Origin of the sequence: Colwellia psychrerythraea (assembly GCF_000764185.1) — a bacterium.
GTDB classification, from domain to species: domain Bacteria; phylum Pseudomonadota; class Gammaproteobacteria; order Enterobacterales; family Alteromonadaceae; genus Colwellia; species Colwellia psychrerythraea_B.
This window is the reverse complement of record NZ_JQEC01000057.1, coordinates 220,618-240,119: the sequence shown is the minus strand read 5'-3', so window position 1 is coordinate 240,119 and position 19,502 is coordinate 220,618. Positions and strand designations below refer to the sequence as shown.

The 19,502-nt window shown below is 38.4% G+C and carries 13 protein-coding genes and 1 pseudogene; 4 read left to right on the top strand and 10 right to left on the bottom strand.

Annotation, left to right across the window (positions count from 1 at the left end; translation table 11 throughout):
- Positions 1-14 precede the first annotated feature (14 nt).
- Complete coding sequence (locus GAB14E_RS03095) at positions 15-2,066, top strand: M13 family metallopeptidase (RefSeq protein WP_033084058.1); 2,052 nt, start codon at positions 15-17, stop codon at positions 2,064-2,066.
- 195 nt (positions 2,067-2,261) lie between these two features.
- Here the strand turns inward: GAB14E_RS03095 and GAB14E_RS03100 are convergent, their stop codons facing one another.
- The 7 genes and pseudogenes from GAB14E_RS03100 to GAB14E_RS03125 form a co-directional block, all read right to left on the bottom strand.
- Entirely contained in the window at positions 2,262-4,226 is a 1,965-nt protein-coding gene (locus GAB14E_RS03100) for a methyl-accepting chemotaxis protein (RefSeq protein ID WP_033084057.1), read from the bottom strand.
- A gap of 48 nt (positions 4,227-4,274) precedes the next feature.
- A complete protein-coding gene (locus tag GAB14E_RS03105) occupies positions 4,275-5,504 on the bottom strand; it encodes a porin family protein (protein ID WP_033084056.1) in 1,230 nt (409 codons plus the stop codon).
- Positions 5,505-5,583: 79 nt separating this feature from the next.
- Positions 5,584-6,372: a substrate-binding periplasmic protein gene (locus tag GAB14E_RS03110; RefSeq protein ID WP_033084055.1), complete on the bottom strand. Its 789-nt coding sequence runs from the start codon at positions 6,370-6,372 to the stop codon at positions 5,584-5,586.
- A 259-nt stretch (positions 6,373-6,631) separates the two neighbouring features.
- A pseudogene (locus tag GAB14E_RS24605) lies at positions 6,632-6,979 on the bottom strand (DUF1348 family protein); the annotation flags it as partial.
- A gap of 211 nt (positions 6,980-7,190) precedes the next feature.
- Positions 7,191-7,391: a DUF1348 family protein gene (locus tag GAB14E_RS03115; protein ID WP_033084054.1), complete on the bottom strand. Its 201-nt coding sequence runs from the start codon at positions 7,389-7,391 to the stop codon at positions 7,191-7,193.
- Positions 7,392-7,405: 14 nt separating this feature from the next.
- The gene (locus GAB14E_RS03120) at positions 7,406-9,013 is read right to left on the bottom strand and encodes a 2Fe-2S iron-sulfur cluster-binding protein (protein ID WP_033084053.1); all 1,608 of its coding nucleotides are present in this window, start codon (positions 9,011-9,013) and stop codon (positions 7,406-7,408) included.
- A 142-nt stretch (positions 9,014-9,155) separates the two neighbouring features.
- Entirely contained in the window at positions 9,156-9,698 is a 543-nt protein-coding gene (locus tag GAB14E_RS03125; RefSeq protein WP_033084052.1) for a carboxymuconolactone decarboxylase family protein, read from the bottom strand.
- A 184-nt stretch (positions 9,699-9,882) separates the two neighbouring features.
- Here GAB14E_RS03125 and GAB14E_RS03130 point away from each other — a divergent pair, with 184 nt between their 5' ends.
- Entirely contained in the window at positions 9,883-10,782 is a 900-nt protein-coding gene (locus tag GAB14E_RS03130) for a LysR family transcriptional regulator (RefSeq protein ID WP_197061240.1), read from the top strand.
- 109 nt (positions 10,783-10,891) lie between these two features.
- On the opposite strand, the gene tyrA is transcribed toward GAB14E_RS03130, so the two are convergent.
- A complete protein-coding gene (tyrA, locus tag GAB14E_RS03135; RefSeq protein ID WP_033084051.1) occupies positions 10,892-12,037 on the bottom strand; it encodes a bifunctional chorismate mutase/prephenate dehydrogenase in 1,146 nt (381 codons plus the stop codon).
- A 169-nt stretch (positions 12,038-12,206) separates the two neighbouring features.
- Positions 12,207-13,301 carry a 3-deoxy-7-phosphoheptulonate synthase gene (locus GAB14E_RS03140; protein ID WP_052094025.1) on the bottom strand — a complete coding sequence of 365 codons (1,095 nt, stop codon included), beginning with the start codon at positions 13,299-13,301 and terminating at the stop codon, positions 12,207-12,209.
- A 618-nt stretch (positions 13,302-13,919) separates the two neighbouring features.
- On the opposite strand from GAB14E_RS03140, the gene GAB14E_RS03145 reads away from it, so the two are divergent.
- Together GAB14E_RS03145 and GAB14E_RS03150 are read left to right on the top strand one after the other, a co-directional pair.
- On the top strand, positions 13,920-14,813 hold the full coding sequence (locus GAB14E_RS03145) for a hypothetical protein (RefSeq protein ID WP_033084050.1): 894 nt from the start codon (positions 13,920-13,922) through the stop codon (positions 14,811-14,813).
- 435 nt (positions 14,814-15,248) lie between these two features.
- Positions 15,249-17,267: an alpha-amylase gene (locus tag GAB14E_RS03150; protein ID WP_033084049.1), complete on the top strand. Its 2,019-nt coding sequence runs from the start codon at positions 15,249-15,251 to the stop codon at positions 17,265-17,267.
- 115 nt (positions 17,268-17,382) lie between these two features.
- Here GAB14E_RS03150 and acs read toward each other — a convergent pair whose 3' ends face one another.
- The gene (gene acs / locus GAB14E_RS03155) at positions 17,383-19,329 is read right to left on the bottom strand and encodes an acetate--CoA ligase (RefSeq protein ID WP_033084048.1); all 1,947 of its coding nucleotides are present in this window, start codon (positions 19,327-19,329) and stop codon (positions 17,383-17,385) included.
- Between the last annotated feature and the right edge of the window lie 173 nt (positions 19,330-19,502).

Sequence of the window (19,502 nt, the reverse complement as noted above, 5' to 3'; positions counted from 1 at the left end):
AAAAGGACGTTACGATGAAAAAGACATTAGTATCTTTAACCGTGCTCATAGGGTTAATGGGGTGTAATAACAGTAATAGCTTAAACGCCGAAAATGATGAAAATAGCAGGCCGGTTCTTATTTCCGGCCTTGATATTAGTTCGATAGACGCCACGGTAAAACCGGGTGATGACTTCAATCTTTATGCTAATGGTAACTGGATAAAAAAAACCGAAATTCCAGCTGACAAGTCATCTTATGGCATTGGCACTATGGTGCACGAGCAATCTCAAAGTGATGTTAGAGCCATTATCGAAGCAGCTTCTAGTGGTGATTTTCCGCGAGGCTCTAATGAGCAAAAGGTTGGTGACTTATATCAATCTTATATCGACTGGGATACCCGTAATGAAATTGGTTTAACCCCTATTCATCATGAATTTAGCCAAATAGATGCTATTACCAACTATGAAGAGTTGGCAATACATTTTGCAGTAGCAAATAAACTCGGTTATTCCATTCCTTTTAATCTTGGTCAATATGTCGATTTTAAAGATCCAAGCTCATATATGCGCTACACCTGGCAATCAGGTTTAGGTTTACCCGATAGGGAGTATTACTCTTTAACAGACGATATTTCAAAAGAGCTTAGAGTAAGTTACCTTCTGCATATAGAAAAAATGCTAACCCTCGCTGGTTTAGCTAATCCAGCTGCAGCAGCTAAAGATATCTTTGACTTAGAAACTAAGCTGGCAAACCAGCAGATGAAAAAAGAGCAAACCCGCGATATGGTTGCCCTTTATAATAAAATACCAACAGCTAACCTAACTGAAATAATGCCTGATTTTAACTGGGATGGATTTTTGGCCCAATCTGGCATTAGTGATATTGATGGCGTTGTAGTTACGCAAATGGACTACATGAAAGCGCTAAATGACATCATCAAAGACACACCAATATATACCTGGCATGTTTACTTAAAGTGGGGCGTTGTTAATAGTACCGCGACTAGATTGAACCAAGCCCTTGATCAACAAAACTTTGAGTTTTATGGCAAAACTATGCGCGGGGTAAAAACTCAGCAACCAATGTGGCGCCGTGGTGTTAATATTGTCAATCAAAATATTGGCGAAGTTGTAGGTAAAGTATATGTTAAAAAACATTTTCCACCGCAAGCAAAGGCGCGTATGGAAGAGTTAGTAACTAACTTGACAAAAGCCTATAAAGTTAGCATTGAAAACCTTGATTGGATGACACCAGAAACCAAAAAACAAGCATTAGATAAGCTTTCTAAGTTTACCCCTAAAATTGGCTACCCTGACGTCTGGAAGGATTACTCTGCCTTAACCATAAAAAAAGATGACTTATTTGGGAACTTAAAGCGTTCAGCTTTAGTAGTTTATCAACAAGGTTTAGATAAACAAAATGGTCCGGTGCAAAAGCATGAATGGGCAATGACACCACAAACAGTTAATGCTTATTACAATCCACCATTAAACGAAATAGTGTTTCCTGCAGCAATATTACAACCACCATATTTCAACTTGAATGCTGAAGATGCCGTTAACTATGGTGCTATTGGCGCAGTTATTGGCCATGAAATTGGTCATGGTTTTGATGATGCTGGCAGTGCTTTTGACGGTAATGGTGTATTGCGTAACTGGTGGACCGATGCTGATAAAGCAGAGTTTAAAAACAGAACGGCTAAGTTAGTGGCACAATACGATGAGTTTGAACCCCTTAAAGATGTCCATGTTAATGGTACTTTCACCTTAGGTGAGAACATTGGTGACCTTGGCGGATTAAGCATTTCACTAATGGCGTATAAGATGTCATTAGCGGGTAAAACTGCACCAGTGATTGATGATTTTTCTGGTGAGCAACGTGTGTTCTTAGGTTATGCGCAAAGCTGGAGCAAAAAATATCGCGAAAAAGCGTTAAAACATCAAATAAGTACTGACCCACATTCACCTGCGATGTACCGAGTCAATGGTGTTGTACGTAATGTACCTGAATTTTATCAACTTTTTGATGTGAAAGAAGGTGATAAACTTTACTTAAATCCTAAGCAACGTGTAAAAATTTGGTAAGGTTATTTTAATATAACAATTAATTATAATTACTAATAAAATAGAAAAGCGCAGAGTTATGTTAAGCAACTCTGCGCTTTTCTTATATGAAGGACTGGAAAATTTAGTTCATTAGTTAGCGCTAACTCAATAACTGCTTAGCGATAATTTTTACAGCAGTTAATTTATTTAATACCTGACTCCAACGGATAGGACTTAGGTTTTAAATTTTTCGACAATTTGTTGTAATTGTTCAGCTTGGTTATCAAGGTTATCTGTGATGCCTTTGATATCACTGATACTCTTAGTACTTTCATCAATCGCTGTCGACATATGCTGGATATTCTGATTTATCTCTTCAATCGCACTAGACTCTTCTTCAATAGAGGTGGCGACTAGTGAGGTTTCACTGGCAATTTTTTCACTTGAAGTGGTAATGTTTTTCAGCAAATCGAGAGACTCTTGCCCTTTCTCAACACTCTTTTGAATTTTTGAATTTAACAAAGTGATATGCTCATATGATTCGTTCGATTGTAATTGCACCGTTTGAATAAGTTCACCAACTTGCGTCGCTGCACTGGTTGTTCTACCTGACAACTCTCTTACTTCATCAGCAACCACTGAGAACCCACGACCGGCCTCTCCTGCCCTTGCCGACTCAATGGCGGCATTTAATGCTAATAAATTGGTTTGATCGGCAATGCCCGTGATAAGTTTAATTATTTCGTTAATTTTTTCAGAAGAGTTTTGTAAGTTATTTAAAGTCGCTTTTAGCGAGGTCATGTCCTCGGCGACACTACTCATTAATTCGATAGATTCTGAGATGGTTTTGCCACCAGCTATCACTTCTAATTTTGAATTTTCAGCTAAATCTTCTGCACCTTTCACCGTCGCTGATATTTGTGCAGAGGTAGTAGATACTTCATGTAACGCCGCAGCCATAGTATGTGATTGCGTATTTTGCTGCTCAGTTGTTGTAGCTAACGATTCACTCGCTTGTGCCACATGGCTAGACAATTGATTAACACTATCAGCATTACTCTTTACTTCGATAACCAGGTCGCGAATTTTCTCAACAAAGTCATTAAAGGAACACGCTAACTCTGCCGTTTCATCTTTCTGGCTACCAACGTTAATTCGGGTAGTTAAATCACCGTCACCCGAGGCAATATCTCTCAAGTTGTCTTTAATATGTATGATGGGGTCAGTAATTAATTTAGCTACCTGCCAAGAAGCGACAATAAAGATGATTAACATAATAATTTCAATCACCATCATTCGGGTAATGATGGCATTGCTCATCATCAATATTTCATTTTTTGGAACAAAGCCCACAAACTTCCAACCAAGGGCAGCTGAGGTGATGATATTTACTTCATAATCAACATCACCTAATAATATACTCAGTTGACCTGAATCTTGTTTCGCTATTTCTTTAAAACCCTCTTCAGCAAGAGAATTAATATTTTTAAAGGTGTTTTCAGTATTATTTGGATCGACTAAAATAGTGCCATCATCTTGCAGCAGCATAATATAACCTTGCTCACCCAATTTAATCTTCCTGACAATTTCAGTTAAGCCTTTTAAACTTACATCCATACCTTGCACACCTATAACACTTCCGTTGGCATCATTAACCGTAGCTACGGTACTTATAATGGAGGCATCGTCTGAGGCAAAATAGTAGGCACTGGTTCGAGTGATTTCACCACTATTTTCCATCGCAGTCTGGTAAAAAGGCCTTTCTCTTGGATCATAGTTAGCGCCAATATTCCCTGCGGGCCATTGCAAATAACCACCTTCACTGTTGGCAAAATAAACATAAGCAAGGTTTTTATGGCTATCACCAAAGTTTTCAAACATGGAAAAAATTGCAGACTCTAAACCGCCATTTTTTGCTGGTGTCATTAACACGCTGTTGGCATTCGATTTATAACTGGTGATACCTTTATTAGCTGAAATAATCTTAGGATGATTAATCAAGTACTTGACGTTATCCTCTATGCCTGTAAAAAATATTTTCATGCCATTTTCAACTTGTCTGATTTCTCGTTCAGAGACATCATAAAATTGCTCATAAGCTTTATCTGTAACAAACATGGCTAATATTACAGAAATAACAATACCAGGAATAACGACGGCAGACAGCACGCTAAGTTGTATTTTCACTCGGATATTCATAAGTTTAACCCTTTCCTTTAAACAACTTTAAATTCACTTAACAACACTCTAAAAGTAATAACCAAAGTTAATATTAAACCTAGTTTGCCAGTCATCACTATCACCGGCCATAGTGCCGCCAACGAATGGTTGGTTCTGTGCTCTGACTAAATCGACATAGGTATAAAGCCCGCCTGCAGAAATAGCTATGCCTAAGACATTCATAATAGTGTCATTATTAAAGTTGCCTGATTTATCCGTCATCATGTTGTAGTTATTATAGAAATTTAAGGATGTGATAGGGCCGAATTTAACCGGCTGTAAATAGGCAACATTAAAGGTATAAAGCTTAGCTTCGCTCGGAATAGAATCATAAAAGCTGTAAGCTCCAACGGCTATTTGTGGCGAATAACTATCAAAGTCATAATGATAATCAGTATATTGCAGCTTTACATTCCAGCGATTAAATTGCGCATCAGTATGAACAGCAAAAGCCGTTCTATCACCAATCGATGAAGTAGCACCTCGTATATCTCCTGATAACCAAGAAAAACCCAGTTCAACGTTATCTAACTGATAGGCATAACGTAAACTCAAAGTATTGTGTTCAGCAGCTTCTAGATTAGGTTGATCATAAATTCCTTCATCCGCTGCGCGAACGCCAACAATATCATAGGAATACCTATCGCTTCTGTTATCTACGTAACCGTCTATACCGCCCATTTCATCGGTGAAGAAAAAGGCAATCCGTAAGTCATGTTTATCATTTTTTCTAATAAACTTAATACCGGCATCGTAATCATCTTCTAAACCTACATAATAATTACTGCTAAAAAAGTAGTTGTGAGAGTTATAATTTAAATTACCAAATGGTACGCGAGTTATGCCTATTTGCCCTTGCCATTGCTCATCAAAATCGTAGCCAACCCAGGCGTGATGAATAACATTCATATATTGAAACCAACGATATTGCGCCGACAATATCACCCCGCCAACTTCGCCATTTAAATCAAGACGAAATATATCAAAGTCTAGGTCGCCTCCTCGACTGCTATTATTATCATTGTAATCTTCATATACATATTGAAAACGCACAGCCCCCCCCAAAGTAATGCCAGCATCTTCTTTTTCAACGACTTTGTTAGCCGCAGTACTTTTATCAACTGCATGTACTGCTTTTTTTAATTGCTGTATTTCTATTTCAAGTTGCTTTACTTTGTTGATCAATTCTTCTTGCTCAGCAGAAAAACATGCCTGAGAAAAGCATAAGGGTAGTAAAATTATTGTTGATTTTTTCATAATATAGACCTAATTACCTCGCAATAAAATTATATATTTGCCAAAAACCTATAGCTTTTATGGCTTATGATCTAACTGATTAATTAATTTCAACAGGCCATGTTTTGCTGTTAGTATCAGGAATATAATAAGAAATGGGACGCAATTTTTTTAACTTGGTAAACCCTTGGTTAAACTTGTCTCTGAAGTACTCGGCATTAGGATGGTCTTTAGAACAGAGTAAATAGTTTAACTGTGTTTTGAGTGGTTTAGAATGTGTGGTAACCTGCTTAATTGCTGCTTCACTATAAAGCTGCCGCAATTGATACCAACCGGTTTTTACACTAGGAAATATATCAATTCTACCTCCCATTAGCATTTTCCAGTTTTGTTCATCTCTGGCAACCCAGTGCACACTTAATTCTTGTTGATCAGCCAACTTATGAAATTCCTCACTATAGGTGTAGCTTAGTGTGGCCCCAATGATATAACGAGATAAGTCAGTTAGTTCTTGCCACTTAACAGGGGTGCTTTTTAAGTGAAAAAAAAGCCACTCTTCTTCAAATAGTGGCTCACTAAAAATAAATGATTTAATTCTATCAGGGGTTTTTGCGTAATACATAATACAAGCTTCATGGCCCAACCTTATCATTCGCAAGCCTCTAGCCCAGGGCACAAAAGTAAATTTAGTTTTAATTCCCTCTAATGCAAAAGCATCGGCAACGAGTCGAGATACGTAACCTTTATCCTCATCAGCCTCATTGATGGCTGGTGGGTAACTGCCAGTAACAATAATGACGGATGTTAAATCTTGCTCAGCAGCAACACCCCTCACTGTCGGAATGAACAACAAAGTAATAAATAACAATAACTTAAAGTGTTTTTTCATAAATGAAATTACTCACTGCTAACTATAAGGAAGTTATCAATCGACAAATTTATATCTGAGTTAATTATTTTAACCAATATAACGATTGCATATATTTTTATAGCTTATATAGCAGAATTTGCAATGTTATCGTATGGATATGATGGCTATAACGCCCTATAAATAGAGTGTCATCATCAACTTTAATATGACAAAATACCCACATCAGCCTATGGTGCAAAGTGATTTAGATAAAGTTTAGTGCCCGCTGTAATATGTTTTATAGACCGAGTTCGGTTAAACTTGCATGATCTGCCGGTCGTCTGCCTTGAGGGCAATGTAACTTGCGCTCTTGTTCTGTAATTTTAAGGTCATTTATACTGGCATGACGTTCAACCATCAGTCCTTTGTCGTTAAATTGCCAGTTTTCATTACCATAGGAGCGATACCATGCCCTTGGGTATCTAACCATTCATAAGCAAAACGTACTGTCATCAAAAGCCCATAACTCCTTAATCAAACGATACTCCTGTTCTCGTTGCCACTTTTCAGTTAAAAATTTAACAATGGCAGACCTACCTTGTAAAAAAGTATCTCTATTGCGCCAAACACTTTGTAAACTGTAGGCGGTTGCTACCTCATACCAAGTCCATTAAGTTAGTTCCCACTCAGAGCTTGCCAACGGTTTGAGAACAAATATAATTTTTTTGCATATAGTCACTCTATATGAAAGAAATTCTGTGCGGTTATCTAACCGCTGGAAAGCTCCCGAAGGGCGAGTTTAAAAGGCTTAGATGCTGCGTTATTGATTTTGATAAGGGAATAACCATTATCCACAATCAATGCCTTGCCTCTAAGACTTTTAACTGTCGCTGAGTGGGAAGAAACTTAGTGGAATTGGTATTAACTGGATCTTGGCTATTCCAACCATCTTCTGCCTTTCTTACTTTTTCTTGTGCGGTAATCAAAGTGAATGATGGCACTGGCAAGCGAATTTTTTCTTGTTCGAGGCTTATCTTTGGGGTCGGGTTCGTGCTCATAAACTTTCCTTATTTTAAAGCTCTAGTTCTAAGGTGTCTTGCGCTGCTCTAGAAACGCATAGGCACATTAATTTATTCGATTTATCAGCTTCGGTTAGGCATTCATCTTTATGAATGACATCGCCTTTAACAACAGTAACCACGCATGCTCTACACGCCCCGCTTTTGCAGCTATAAGGCACATCAATACCTTGTGCTAAAACAGCATCTAAAATAGACTCTTGGACTGAAACCGTAATTTTTTTTTGTGAACTATTAAGTTTCACGGTAAAAGGTTGTGCAGTAATATCTTGATTACTGACAAAACGCTCAAAATGTAATTGGCTCTTGGCAATGCCCAGCGCTTGTGCGGTACTAAGTATCTGGTCTATTAATTTTTGTGGACCACAAAAGTAAAAGTGAGCCTCTTTTGGCGAGGTTGTTAAGAGTTTCTTTATATTCAGTTTATTGCCTTCATCAGCTGCGTATAAAGTTAATTTATTGCCTATTTGTCTTGTTAACCTATCGCTAAAAGCCATTTCATCAATTGAACGACCACAATAATGCAATGAAAACTCACCTCCCTGACTAATTAACGTTAAGGCCATCGCTTTAATAGGTGTAATGCCAATACCACCAGCGATCAAAACAATAGGAGCCGTTGACTGCTCCAGGTGAAAGTAGTTTCCCGGCATTGAACAATCTAATCGAAGCCCAAGGGTGAAATGTTGATGGATAACCGCAGAGCCACTTTGTCTAATTTGTTCTTGGTTTGGCTCATTTAGCACTGCAATTTCATAACTGTTGCTTCTGCTCGGATTTGAGCAAATTGAATAATGTCGGTGGGTGAGCTTGCCATCTTCTAATACCACAGGGATCGACAAATGTGCTCCAGCTGCAAAAGCAGGTAGTGCATCTCCGTTTGCATGTTTGAGTTCAATCGCTCTAATACGAGGAGTCAGTTGTCTGATGCCACTAATAACTAGCGGTAATTCCCCCTCGCCTGATGTTTGCGGATAGCTCTGTAAAGTTGACTCTGGCTGTAGCTTTTCTTTCAAGTGTTCTTTTAACTCGCCTATCTCATTGGTCAGTGGCGCAATTAATGACTCAAGCTCACTTTCACTATATCTAGGGGTGATATGTTGTGGGCAATTCCAATCAAACGCCTCTACTTTTATAGTAAATCCACGCTCTACTTTGGCTCGGTAATGATCATCCTCAAGACTAGCAAGAGTTTGCCAATCATCTTCTGCTACTAGGCTAATTCTCCCCATCAATTTTAAGCGACGTTTATTTGGATAGTCAACAAAGATAAGCGCTACACGATCATTATTGCGAAAGTTACCAGCACTGACATATTGACGGTTACCTTTATAGTCAGCGAAACCTAGTGTCGAAGCATCAAGCACTTTTAAGAAACCTTTAGGGCCGCCGCGATGCTGAACATAGGGCCAATCGGTTTCACTAACACTGGCCATATATAAGCTATCGCGCTGGCCAATAAAGTCTGCTTCAACATTGGAGAGAAGAAAGTTGTAATCTTCTCCTTGATCCATGCTGGCATAACCTGCTCGGCTATTTTGCTCTTTCTGCATTGCTCTTACTGTTTCAGTAAATACTAGTTGCGCATATTTATGTGCCATTGTTTGACTCCTAAAAGATCTCTAGACTTCACTAATGTCTTTTCTGCTAATTTTATTTTCTAATAACTTGTTTAACGTATGATGCAAACAATTGCTAAACGAGTCCAAATCAACGGCCTATTCATTTGGACTGCTTAAGACTTTATGCTGGTTGCAATGCCACTTTAGGGAAATCGATAGCAACACGACTCGCTTTACCCAAAATATTAGTCATTATACTCATGCCAACATGAGTAATAATTTCAACAATCTCCGCATCTGAATAACCAGCATTACGAATCTCTAGTAACTCAGCCGTTGTTACTTCGCCGTTGTGCTCAGCTAACGAGCGAGCAAATTTAACCGCGACTGCCGCTTGTGCATCTTGACTACCACCAGCTCTATTTGCAGTCATTTCATCTGCGGTTAGACCGACACCTTTGCCAATTGCAGTATGGGCAGAAACGCAATATTCACAGGCATTTTTCTCAGCTAAGCCTAAAGCAATACGTTCTTTAGTTTTAGCAGTTAACTCTCCTTCGTTCGCGATAGTATGCAAACCTAAAAATGCTTTTAAAGCTGCAGGTGAATTAGCAAAAACTTTTAAAAAATTTGGCACCATGCCAAGTTGGCTTGTTATCGCGCTATAAAGCTCTGCTTGCTCTGGGTTTGCTTGCTCAGGGGTTACTAAATTAATACGGCTCATTTTTATTCCTTACTTTTATGTTTGTGTAAATAAATTTTTCGCTAGTTGTGTTATTTACTCAACTAAAGGTTAATGCTGTTAACCAGCGATGAAGTTATTGTGAAACAAAACGGTTTAATTAAGAATAGGCATGATTTACAATTAATTATTTCAATTTATGAAACAATGAGTAGGTAAAAATACAATGGATCTATTTCATTTAATGAAGGTCTATATTGCCGTTGCTGAAGAACAAGGATTTTCTGCCGCCAGTAGGCGTCTTAATATGTCGGCGCCCACGGTTACTCGAGCTATTGTGCATTTAGAAGACAAGCTAAAAGTTAAACTGCTCAATAGAACCACTCGCTATGTTCGGATGACTGAAGCTGGCACACGTTATTTAGAGGATGCCAAAAGGATTCTGCAAGACGTAAGCATTGCCAACGAAGCTGCATTAGGCATTAATTCAACACCGCAAGGAAAACTGAGTGTCACTGCGCCAGTGCTTTTTGGCCAGCAGTTTGTATTACCAGCCATCACCGACTATTTAACTCGATATCCGCAGACACAAGTAAATGCCGTATTCTTAGATAGAGTGGTTAATTTACTCGAAGAGGGATATGACGTTGGCATTCGTATTGGTGAATTAGTTGACTCAAGCATGCGCGCTAAAAAAGTTGGTAATGTTAGGTTAGTCTTGGTTGCTTCGCCGGAATACTTAAACAAACATGGTATTCCTCAAGATTGTCAGCAACTAGCACAACATACTCTTATCGCCGCCAATACAGGTAGCCTTAATCCTGATTGGCAATTCTTGGTTAACAAACAAAGCCAAACGGTGAAAATAAAACCTAGATTAATCGTGACTACAAATCAAGCGGCAATTAATGCCGCAAAACAGGGTTTAGGTATTACGCGGGTTATTTCATATCAAGTTGCCGATGAGCTTAAGGATAACCAACTAAAAGTTGTCTTAGAAACATTTGAGCATCCCGCTAAACCCATTAATATAGTACATAGAGAAGATAAGTTCTCCTCAGCTAAAGTGAGAAGTTTTATTGATTTACTCGCCAAACAACTGCAAGAAAATTCAGCCTTAAACTAAAGATTGGATTCGTAAAAAAAGAGGTGCATTTCACGCGAGTACTTTTATAAGCATGAGTACTAGCGTGAAATTAAGTTTTCAGTTCGAGCCGTCTTTAAGGTACGTGGACTTAATGCTTTTTCAGCTCATTAGCCTTTAATAACATAGACTTACTTTCTTCAAGGAAGTCACCGGCATAATCACCAAACCAGTCAGAAACAAGGTTAAAGACATCAACAAAGGCATCTTTATCATCAAGGCTGACATCTTCAAGTAGTTCTAAAAATCGGTAGGCAAACCGTTTCATCATGCTAACGTTCTCTTTGTTAGCAAAAATAATATCGGCATATAGGGTGGGGTCTTGAGCAAATAATCGGCCTACCATAACCAACTCTAATCGATAAATAGGTGAGCTCATTGCCACCAATTTTTCAATATCTGCACCTTCACTCATCAAATGATACCCGTAAGCAATAGTCGAGAAATGACGCATTACTTGCACCATCGACATGGCTTCATCATGTTCATGGGCTTCAACCGGATAAATTTTAGCACCCCACACTGTAAACTGCTCAAGTAACCATTGATATTGTTCAGGAAATCGACCTTCACAGCTAATTATAGTTTGTTTAATTAACCCGGTTACATCTGGGCCAAACATTGGATGTAAACCAACAACGGGACCTGCATGCGCCTTTTTCATTTCAAATAAAGGCGACTCTTTGATACTGGTTAAATCAGCAAGAATGCACTCTTTTGGTAAGTTATTAAGGTGATGAATAACCATAGAGGTGAGTCGAATTGGCACAGCAACAATGACTACACTCGCATCAGCTAAAATAGCTTCACTATGTGGCCAATCGTTCTGTTCAATAATATCGACTTGGTAATCTGAGCGTTTAAATAAATCAACAAAAACAGCGCCTAACTGGCCTTTACCGCCAACTACAACAACCTTTTTACACTCGGGGTTCACACAGCGATAACCACTGGCATCTTGGCTAACATACGAATCACGCATTAAGCGGCGTAAAACATCTTCAATTAGATCAGGAGATAAACCGGCGTCACTTGCTTGCAAACGTCTTTTAGCAAACAAACTCGCTTCACGTTTGCCATCGTAAATAGGTTTACCTACACTACTTTTTAATTGTCCTACTTTACTGGTAACGCTTAATCGCCTTTGTAAGAGTTTGACTAAATCACTGTCAATCTCATCAATTTCATCACGTAAACTGGTTAACTTTTTATCAAAGTCAGGATCTGAATTGGTCATTGCTATCTCTTATATAGAACTGCTTATCTTTATCTGATTATCTAAAACACACTATTTAATGCATCTTTTAATGCATTTTTTATAATATTATTGCTCAAGCTTTTAAAATAGAAAACGCGACATTAGCCGCGTTTAAATAGTTTACCTACATATTATAGGCAGAAAATAGTTAAGCAATGCGTGAGCTTAAACATCCCGAAAGTTGAGCATCAGCATCGGCTAATAGCTGCTCTGTTTCGGCAAAATCGATACAAGCGTCGGTAACTGATACACCGTAAGCTAAATCTTCTTTCGCTAAATCGCTACTTTGATTTCCCGCATTGATATTACTTTCTAACATTATACCAATAATCGATTTATTACCCGCACAAATTTGCTCAATAACATCTTGAGCAACCAATGGTTGACGAGTGTAATCTTTGTTCGAGTTACCATGGCTACAATCAACAATAATACCAGCATCAAGGCCTTGTTTAGTTAAAACTTGTTCACACTCAGCGATGCTTTGTGCATCATAGTTAGGCGCAGCGCCTCCACGTAAAATTACATGACCATCTGGGTTGCCACGTGTTTGAATCAAGGCAACCTGCCCTTGACGATTTATCCCCATAAAGTGATGTGGTGAAGCGGCCGATTGTAATGCATTTACTGCCACACCTAAACTACCGTTGGTACCGTTTTTAAAACCAATTGGCATAGATAAACCACTGGCCATTTCACGATGAGTTTGAGATTCGGTAGTACGCGCACCAATCGCAGACCAACTAAAGACTTCAGCAAGGTATTGTGGGCTAATAGGGTCAAGCGCTTCAGTTGCTAATGGTAAACCTAGCTCTGTTAAGTAAAGAATAAGTTCACGAGCTTTTCTCAAACCTGTTTCCACATCAAACGTGCCATCCATATGAGGGTCGTTTATTAAACCTTTCCAACCCACGGTAGTACGCGGCTTTTCAAAGTAAACACGCATAACCACAAATAACGAACCTTTATGTTTATTGTGCAATGCTTTTAGCTGACGAGCGTAATCTTTTGCCGCTTCAACATCATGCACAGAGCAAGGGCCTGAAATAACTAACAAACGCGGATCACGTTTGTGAATAATATCTGAAATAGTTTTACGTGATTGCTGGACAAATTCACGACCTTTTTCAGAAAGTGGTAATTCAGCACGTATTGCTTCAGGGGTGATTAATACATGTTCTGCATTCACATGAATGTCATTCGAGCTAGTTGGTACTGCTGATAATTGCTTGGCTGTTGACATGGTTTTATCCTTTATTTGTTTCTTTTTCCACAATGTGGAGCTCTAAAGTGTGTTTACGCTAGCTAAATAAACAGATTAAACATGTGAAATTAAAGGCAGGAGAACAGCTTAAAATAAGGGTTTCAGCTCAACCAAAAACAAAAACAAGAAATCGTAAAGATTTAAATACGCGATTTGTACCGTTATAATTACACTCTTTTTAAAGGATGTATAGTGTTAAAACGTAATAATTAGTTAAAATTTTCATAAAAACTTTAGTTAACATTTATCAACAAAGATTATGCCTAGCAATACAGCAATTTAACCGATGCATTAACAGATATTATTTTTGTGTACTGTCAAGTGAAAGTGCATTGCATTTGGCTGATAAAGCAAAGTTCAGCTTATTACTGGCAATGATTGTCAATGGCTGGTTATGCCGACTATTGTTAAGCTAGAATTCAGTTTATCGGCACAGTGAAAATGAAAGCAATTAAGTTTTCAAAAGGTTTAGGGGGAAATTAAATACACGTTTTTAATATAGGTAACTGCGCACGGCACGTTTAACGGCTTATGTTATTACGTGTATAATTCTTTTTAATAAGGACTATTCGTAAAAGTTAACAGGTAAACATTTCAATGAAGAAATTAGCAATACCTCTCACCATTATCTCTGCATGTTGCCTGTGTATTGACAGCCATGCACAAAGTACAATACATTGGTTCAACGACAGTGTCTTGGACTCAGCACAGCGAGTTCAAGACACTAATGTTCATATATCAACATTAGCTGATACTTCTCAGTTATTGATGAAGTCCCTGCCTCAATACCAATTTAGCACTGAATATATTCAAAGCCAGAGCATTGCCAGATTATTAAAAAAACTTCCAAATAGTTGCGCACCTAACAGAATAAAGACCCCTGAACGACTAAAAGATAATATTTACAGTTTACCGCTTAATATTTATTTAAGTTTAAAGCTGTATTATAAAAAAAACATGAAGTCTTCTATATTGCCCAAAAATGCCCTTGATGAAAACAAGCGTTTAAAATCATTAGCAGCATTATTTACGGGTAAATCAACTTACACTTTGGGAGTTAATGACGGCCGATCTTTTGGTATATTCTTAGATGCTCAAATAGCAGCACTGGAAAAGCATAATTTAGTGGTAAGAAGTGGGACTGAATCGACTACATCGCTAGTCAAAATGTTAATAAAAGATCGCATAGATTACACCATTGAATACCCTGTTAATGTGCATAGAGTATTAAAAGAGACTGCTGCAAACATATCACTTGAATCATTAGAAATAGTAGGTTCACCAAGTTATATCGTCGGTTATGTCGCCTGCAGTAAAAGTGCTGTTGGAAAACATGTTATTAAGGATATTAATGCTGCATTACAAAAACTGTATCACAGTGCTGATTTTTACCAGGCACACACTCGTTATTTAGATAAAAATGATATAGCCAACTTCAATCGCGCTTACCAAGAAACATTTCAAGTGGGTGTGCCCACAAGCAAGAAATAGACTTCTAACAAATGTATGCAGAGCAATAGGCTTGAACATGAGGGCAAAGTCTGCGCTATTCACACAAATTCCCTCATTAAATCAGCCTATTAAAATATATAAAATAGAAAGGGCATTCATGGCATTTGGTGATCAGATCTATCGCTAAGTAAAACTAATAAACACCTCTGACTCTGTCCTACTTATTAAGCTTCCTTCCATATTCATTAACTATCAACAATAAAAAAACCATTAAAAACATACAGATATTAAATTAACATTTAATACCTCAAAACGCCACCAAATAAATACGCAATAAAAAACAGATTTATTGCATACGTATTCAATATAGATAACGATGACATCGTCTGATTTTTAAGCAAATATGCAACGGCACTAAAATTAAGAAAATGGATTTATCAACAAGCTTAATAATAATTATAAATAGGACCTAAAATGAGCTATAAAATAACTAAAAATTTGATTACTACCGGCTTAGCAATTGCTTTACCACTTTTAACTATAGCGCCAGTACAAGCTGCCCCTCAGCCAACGACCTTTGTACATTTATTTGAATGGAATTGGCAAGACGTCGCTAAAGAATGTGAAGATTACCTTGGCCCTAAGGGCTATGCGGCAGTACAAGTATCACCACCCAATGAACATATCCAAGGCTCACAATGGTGGACACGCTATCAACCAGTAAGTTATCAGCTACAAAGTCGCGGTGGTGATCGAGGCCAGTTCATCGATATGGTTAATCGATGTAAGGCCGTAGGGGTAGACATTTACGTTGATGCCATTATTAACCATATGGCAAATGGCAGTGGTGTAGGTACTGCAGGCAGTAACTATGGCAATAAAAATTATCCAATGTTTAGCCCACAAGACTTCCATACTAGCTGTGCAATCAATGATTATAGTAATCGCTGGCAAGTACAGAACTGTGAATTAGTTGGATTAGCTGATTTAAATACCGGATCAGCTTATGTACAGGAAACGCTAGCAGCTTATTTAAACGACTTAACTAACATAGGTGTTGCTGGTTTTCGATTTGACGCCTCAAAACATATGTCAGTCAGTGACATTCAAGGTGTATTGGCTAAGGTCAATGCTAGCCCGTTAGTCTTTCAAGAAGTAATAGACCAAGGTGGCGAGGCCATCAGTGCAGCAGAATATACCAGTGCAGGTTTAGTGACTGAGTTCAAATATACCACCCAACTCGGTAATACCTTCAAAAATGGCAAATTAGCTTGGTTAAGTACCTTTGGTGAAAGCTGGGGTTTTATGGCTAGTAGCTCTGCCGTTGTTTTTGTTGATAACCATGATAACCAACGTGGCCACGGTGGTGGTGGCAATGTAATAACGTTTGCAGACGGCCGTTTATACGATTTAGCCAATGTATTTATGTTAGCTTATCCTTATGGTTACCCAAAGGTAATGTCTAGTTATGACTACCACGGTGATACTGATAAAGGGGCACCTAGTGTATTTGTTCATAATAATGGCAACTTAGAATGCTTTGGCGACAAGTGGCAGTGTGAGCACAGATGGTCTTACATTTCAGGTGCTGTCGATTTTAGAAATAATACCGCAGATAACTGGAGTACGACCAATTGGTGGGATAATGGTAATAACCAAATAGCCTTTGGCCGTGGTAGCTCCGGTTATGTAGCTATTAACAAAGAAGACTCTTCCCTAACAACAACATTAAGCACCAATATGGCTGCTGGCACATACTGTAATGTACTTAAAGGGGAATTATCTATTGATGGTCAATCTTGTAGTGGTGAAAGTATCTCAGTAAACAATGATGGAACAATCAATGCCAATGTAAGTGCTTGGGATGCCTTTGCAATTCACCAAGGTGCTAAAACTAATGGTGTAGTCATTCCACCAACCGATGCAGACTGGCAGCGTACAGTGATATTTATGCAAGCACAGACACAAAGCGGACAAGATATGTTCATTCGTGGCGGTATCGATCATAACTATGCTAACAGTCAATTAGGCAGGAACTGTCAAAGCAGTAACTTTGATTGTGCCATGCCAATCAAACATAACAACCTACGAAATAGCACTACAACACTATGGAAAAATAATGAAAACTATTTAGATTGGTATGGTAGTGAAATCAATCAAAACACCACAACTGAAGGTACACCACTTGATTGGACTACTAATGTTTGGCCAAGTAGTTGGGGGACATTACGCACCACAGCCATTGATGGATTTGGCGAAGATCCTTTAAATAGTTGGGGTTTACATTACTGGATGATAGATGTTGATATGGATTGCAGTAAAGCTGTTGATGGTAAGTTTGAAGTGAAAGCTTTCATTAAAAATGGCCAAGGCTGGGAAGGTGACATTGCCCAAGCAGACGCTACTTACAGTTCAAACAATCATTTCGCCCAATGTGGCAAGATTAACAAGTTCGAGTTTAATAGTAATCAAGTTGAAATCAAAAACTTTTAACTTGTTTACAAGTAAACTGACTAAACTTTTAACTTTCATACTATAGTCCATAAAAAAAGCGCCTTGCGGCGCTTTTTATTGTTCAAGTACTAGAGACCTACTAAAAAACTAGTGTTTATGCACCGTGAACAATACGTTTATCAATCAAGTTTTCTACAACACTTGGATCTGCCAAGGTTGAAGTATCACCTAAGCTATCAACATCGTTTTCAGCAATCTTACGTAAGATGCGACGCATGATTTTACCTGAACGTGTTTTAGGTAAACCCGGTGCCCATTGAATATAATCAGGTTTAGCAAAACGGCCTAATTCTTTAGCGACAAATTCACGTAGTTCAACATTTAGCTCATCTGACTCAGTCGCATTACCCATTAAGGTCACGTAACAATATACGCCTTGGCCTTTAATTTCATGTGGGTAACCAACAACTGCAGCTTCAGCAACTGCTGGATGAAGTACTAAGGCGCTTTCAATTTCAGCAGTGCCCAACCTGTGACCTGATACGTTTAATACATCATCAACACGACCAGTGATCCAGTAGAAACCATCTTCATCACGTTTCGCGCCATCACCGGTAAAGTAATTACCAGGATATTGACCTAAATAAGTTTGATAGAAACGATTATGATCGCCATAAACCGTACGTAATTGTCCTGGCCAACTTGCCGTCATGACTAACAGACCTGCATTTTCACCTTCTAAAGTATTGCCTTCTTTATCAAATAACGCTGGTTGTACACCAAAGAATGGCTTACCGGCACAACCTGGTTTCATGTCTACAGCACCAGGTAGTGAGGTAATTAAAATACCACCGGTTTCTGTTTGCCACCACGTATCAACAACTGGGCAATTACTCTTACCAACCACTTCGTAATACCAATGCCATGCTTCAGGGTTAATTGGCTCACCTACCGTACCTAACAAACGTAACGATGATAAATCAGATGCGTTAACTAAGTCATCACCAATACTCATTAATGCACGAATAGCTGTTGGCGCAGTATAGAATACGTTAACTTTATGTTTTTCACATACTTGCCAAAAACGACCAGCATCAGGGTATGTTGGCACTCCTTCAAAGACTAAGGTAGTTGCACCGTTAGCTAACGGACCGTAAAAAATATAAGAGTGACCAGTGATCCAACCTGCATCGGCAGTACACCAGTAAATTTCACCTTCTTTATAATCAAAGACATATTTATGCGTCATGGCAGCGTAAAGAATATAACCACCACAAGTATGTACTACACCTTTTGGCGTGCCTGTTGAGCCGGAGGTGTACAGAATAAACAATGGATCTTCTGCATCCATAATTTCTGGTTCACATACTGCAGCTTGTTTAGCTACGGCTTCTTCGTAGTTAATATCTACTTTTTCATTCCAAGCAACATCCCCACCTGTGCGGGCAATAACAATGACTGAATGAACATTTGGACAATCGACAACGGCCGCATCAACATTTGATTTAAGCGGAATACGCTTACCACCACGTAAAGATTCATCTGCGGTGATAACAACTTTACAATCAGCATCAAGTACACGGGCTTTAATCGATTCTGTAGAGAAACCACCAAATACTACCGAGTGAATAGCGCCGATACGGGCACAGGCTAACATGGCGTAACCCACTTCAGGGATCATCGGCATGTAGATACAAACACGATCGCCTTTTTTAACGCCACGTTCTTTTAATAAATTGGCAAAACGACAAACATGGTCGTGTAATTCTTGATAAGTAACTTTACCGTCATCCGTTGGATCATCACCTTCAAATATGATGGCGGTATCATTGGCTTTAGTCGCTAAATGGCGGTCAATACAGTTATAACTTACGTTCAGTTTAGCGCCAGAGAACCAGCTAATTTCAGAGTTTTTAAGGTCAACTTTACTTACGCTATCCCAAGGTTGATACCAATCAATAAATTCTTTTGCTTGCTCGCCCCAAAATTCATCGGGTTGTTCAATTGATTGTTTGTACATAGCATCGTAAGTTGCTGCATCAATATGAGTATGCGCTTTAGCTTTTTCAGACACTGGATAACGTAATTTTAATTCTTTCATTCTCTCTTCCTTCGGACTTAACTTGAGGTGATTAACTTGAAGTATTTTTAAATCGTTTCTTATAATTTTCTTATAGTAGTTCTTTATATTTTTTTTATATCGCTACGACCAATATTCTTTGGCTATTATTTATAACTTTATTTGAGCATGGCTACTTGGCCATAATTTATTAC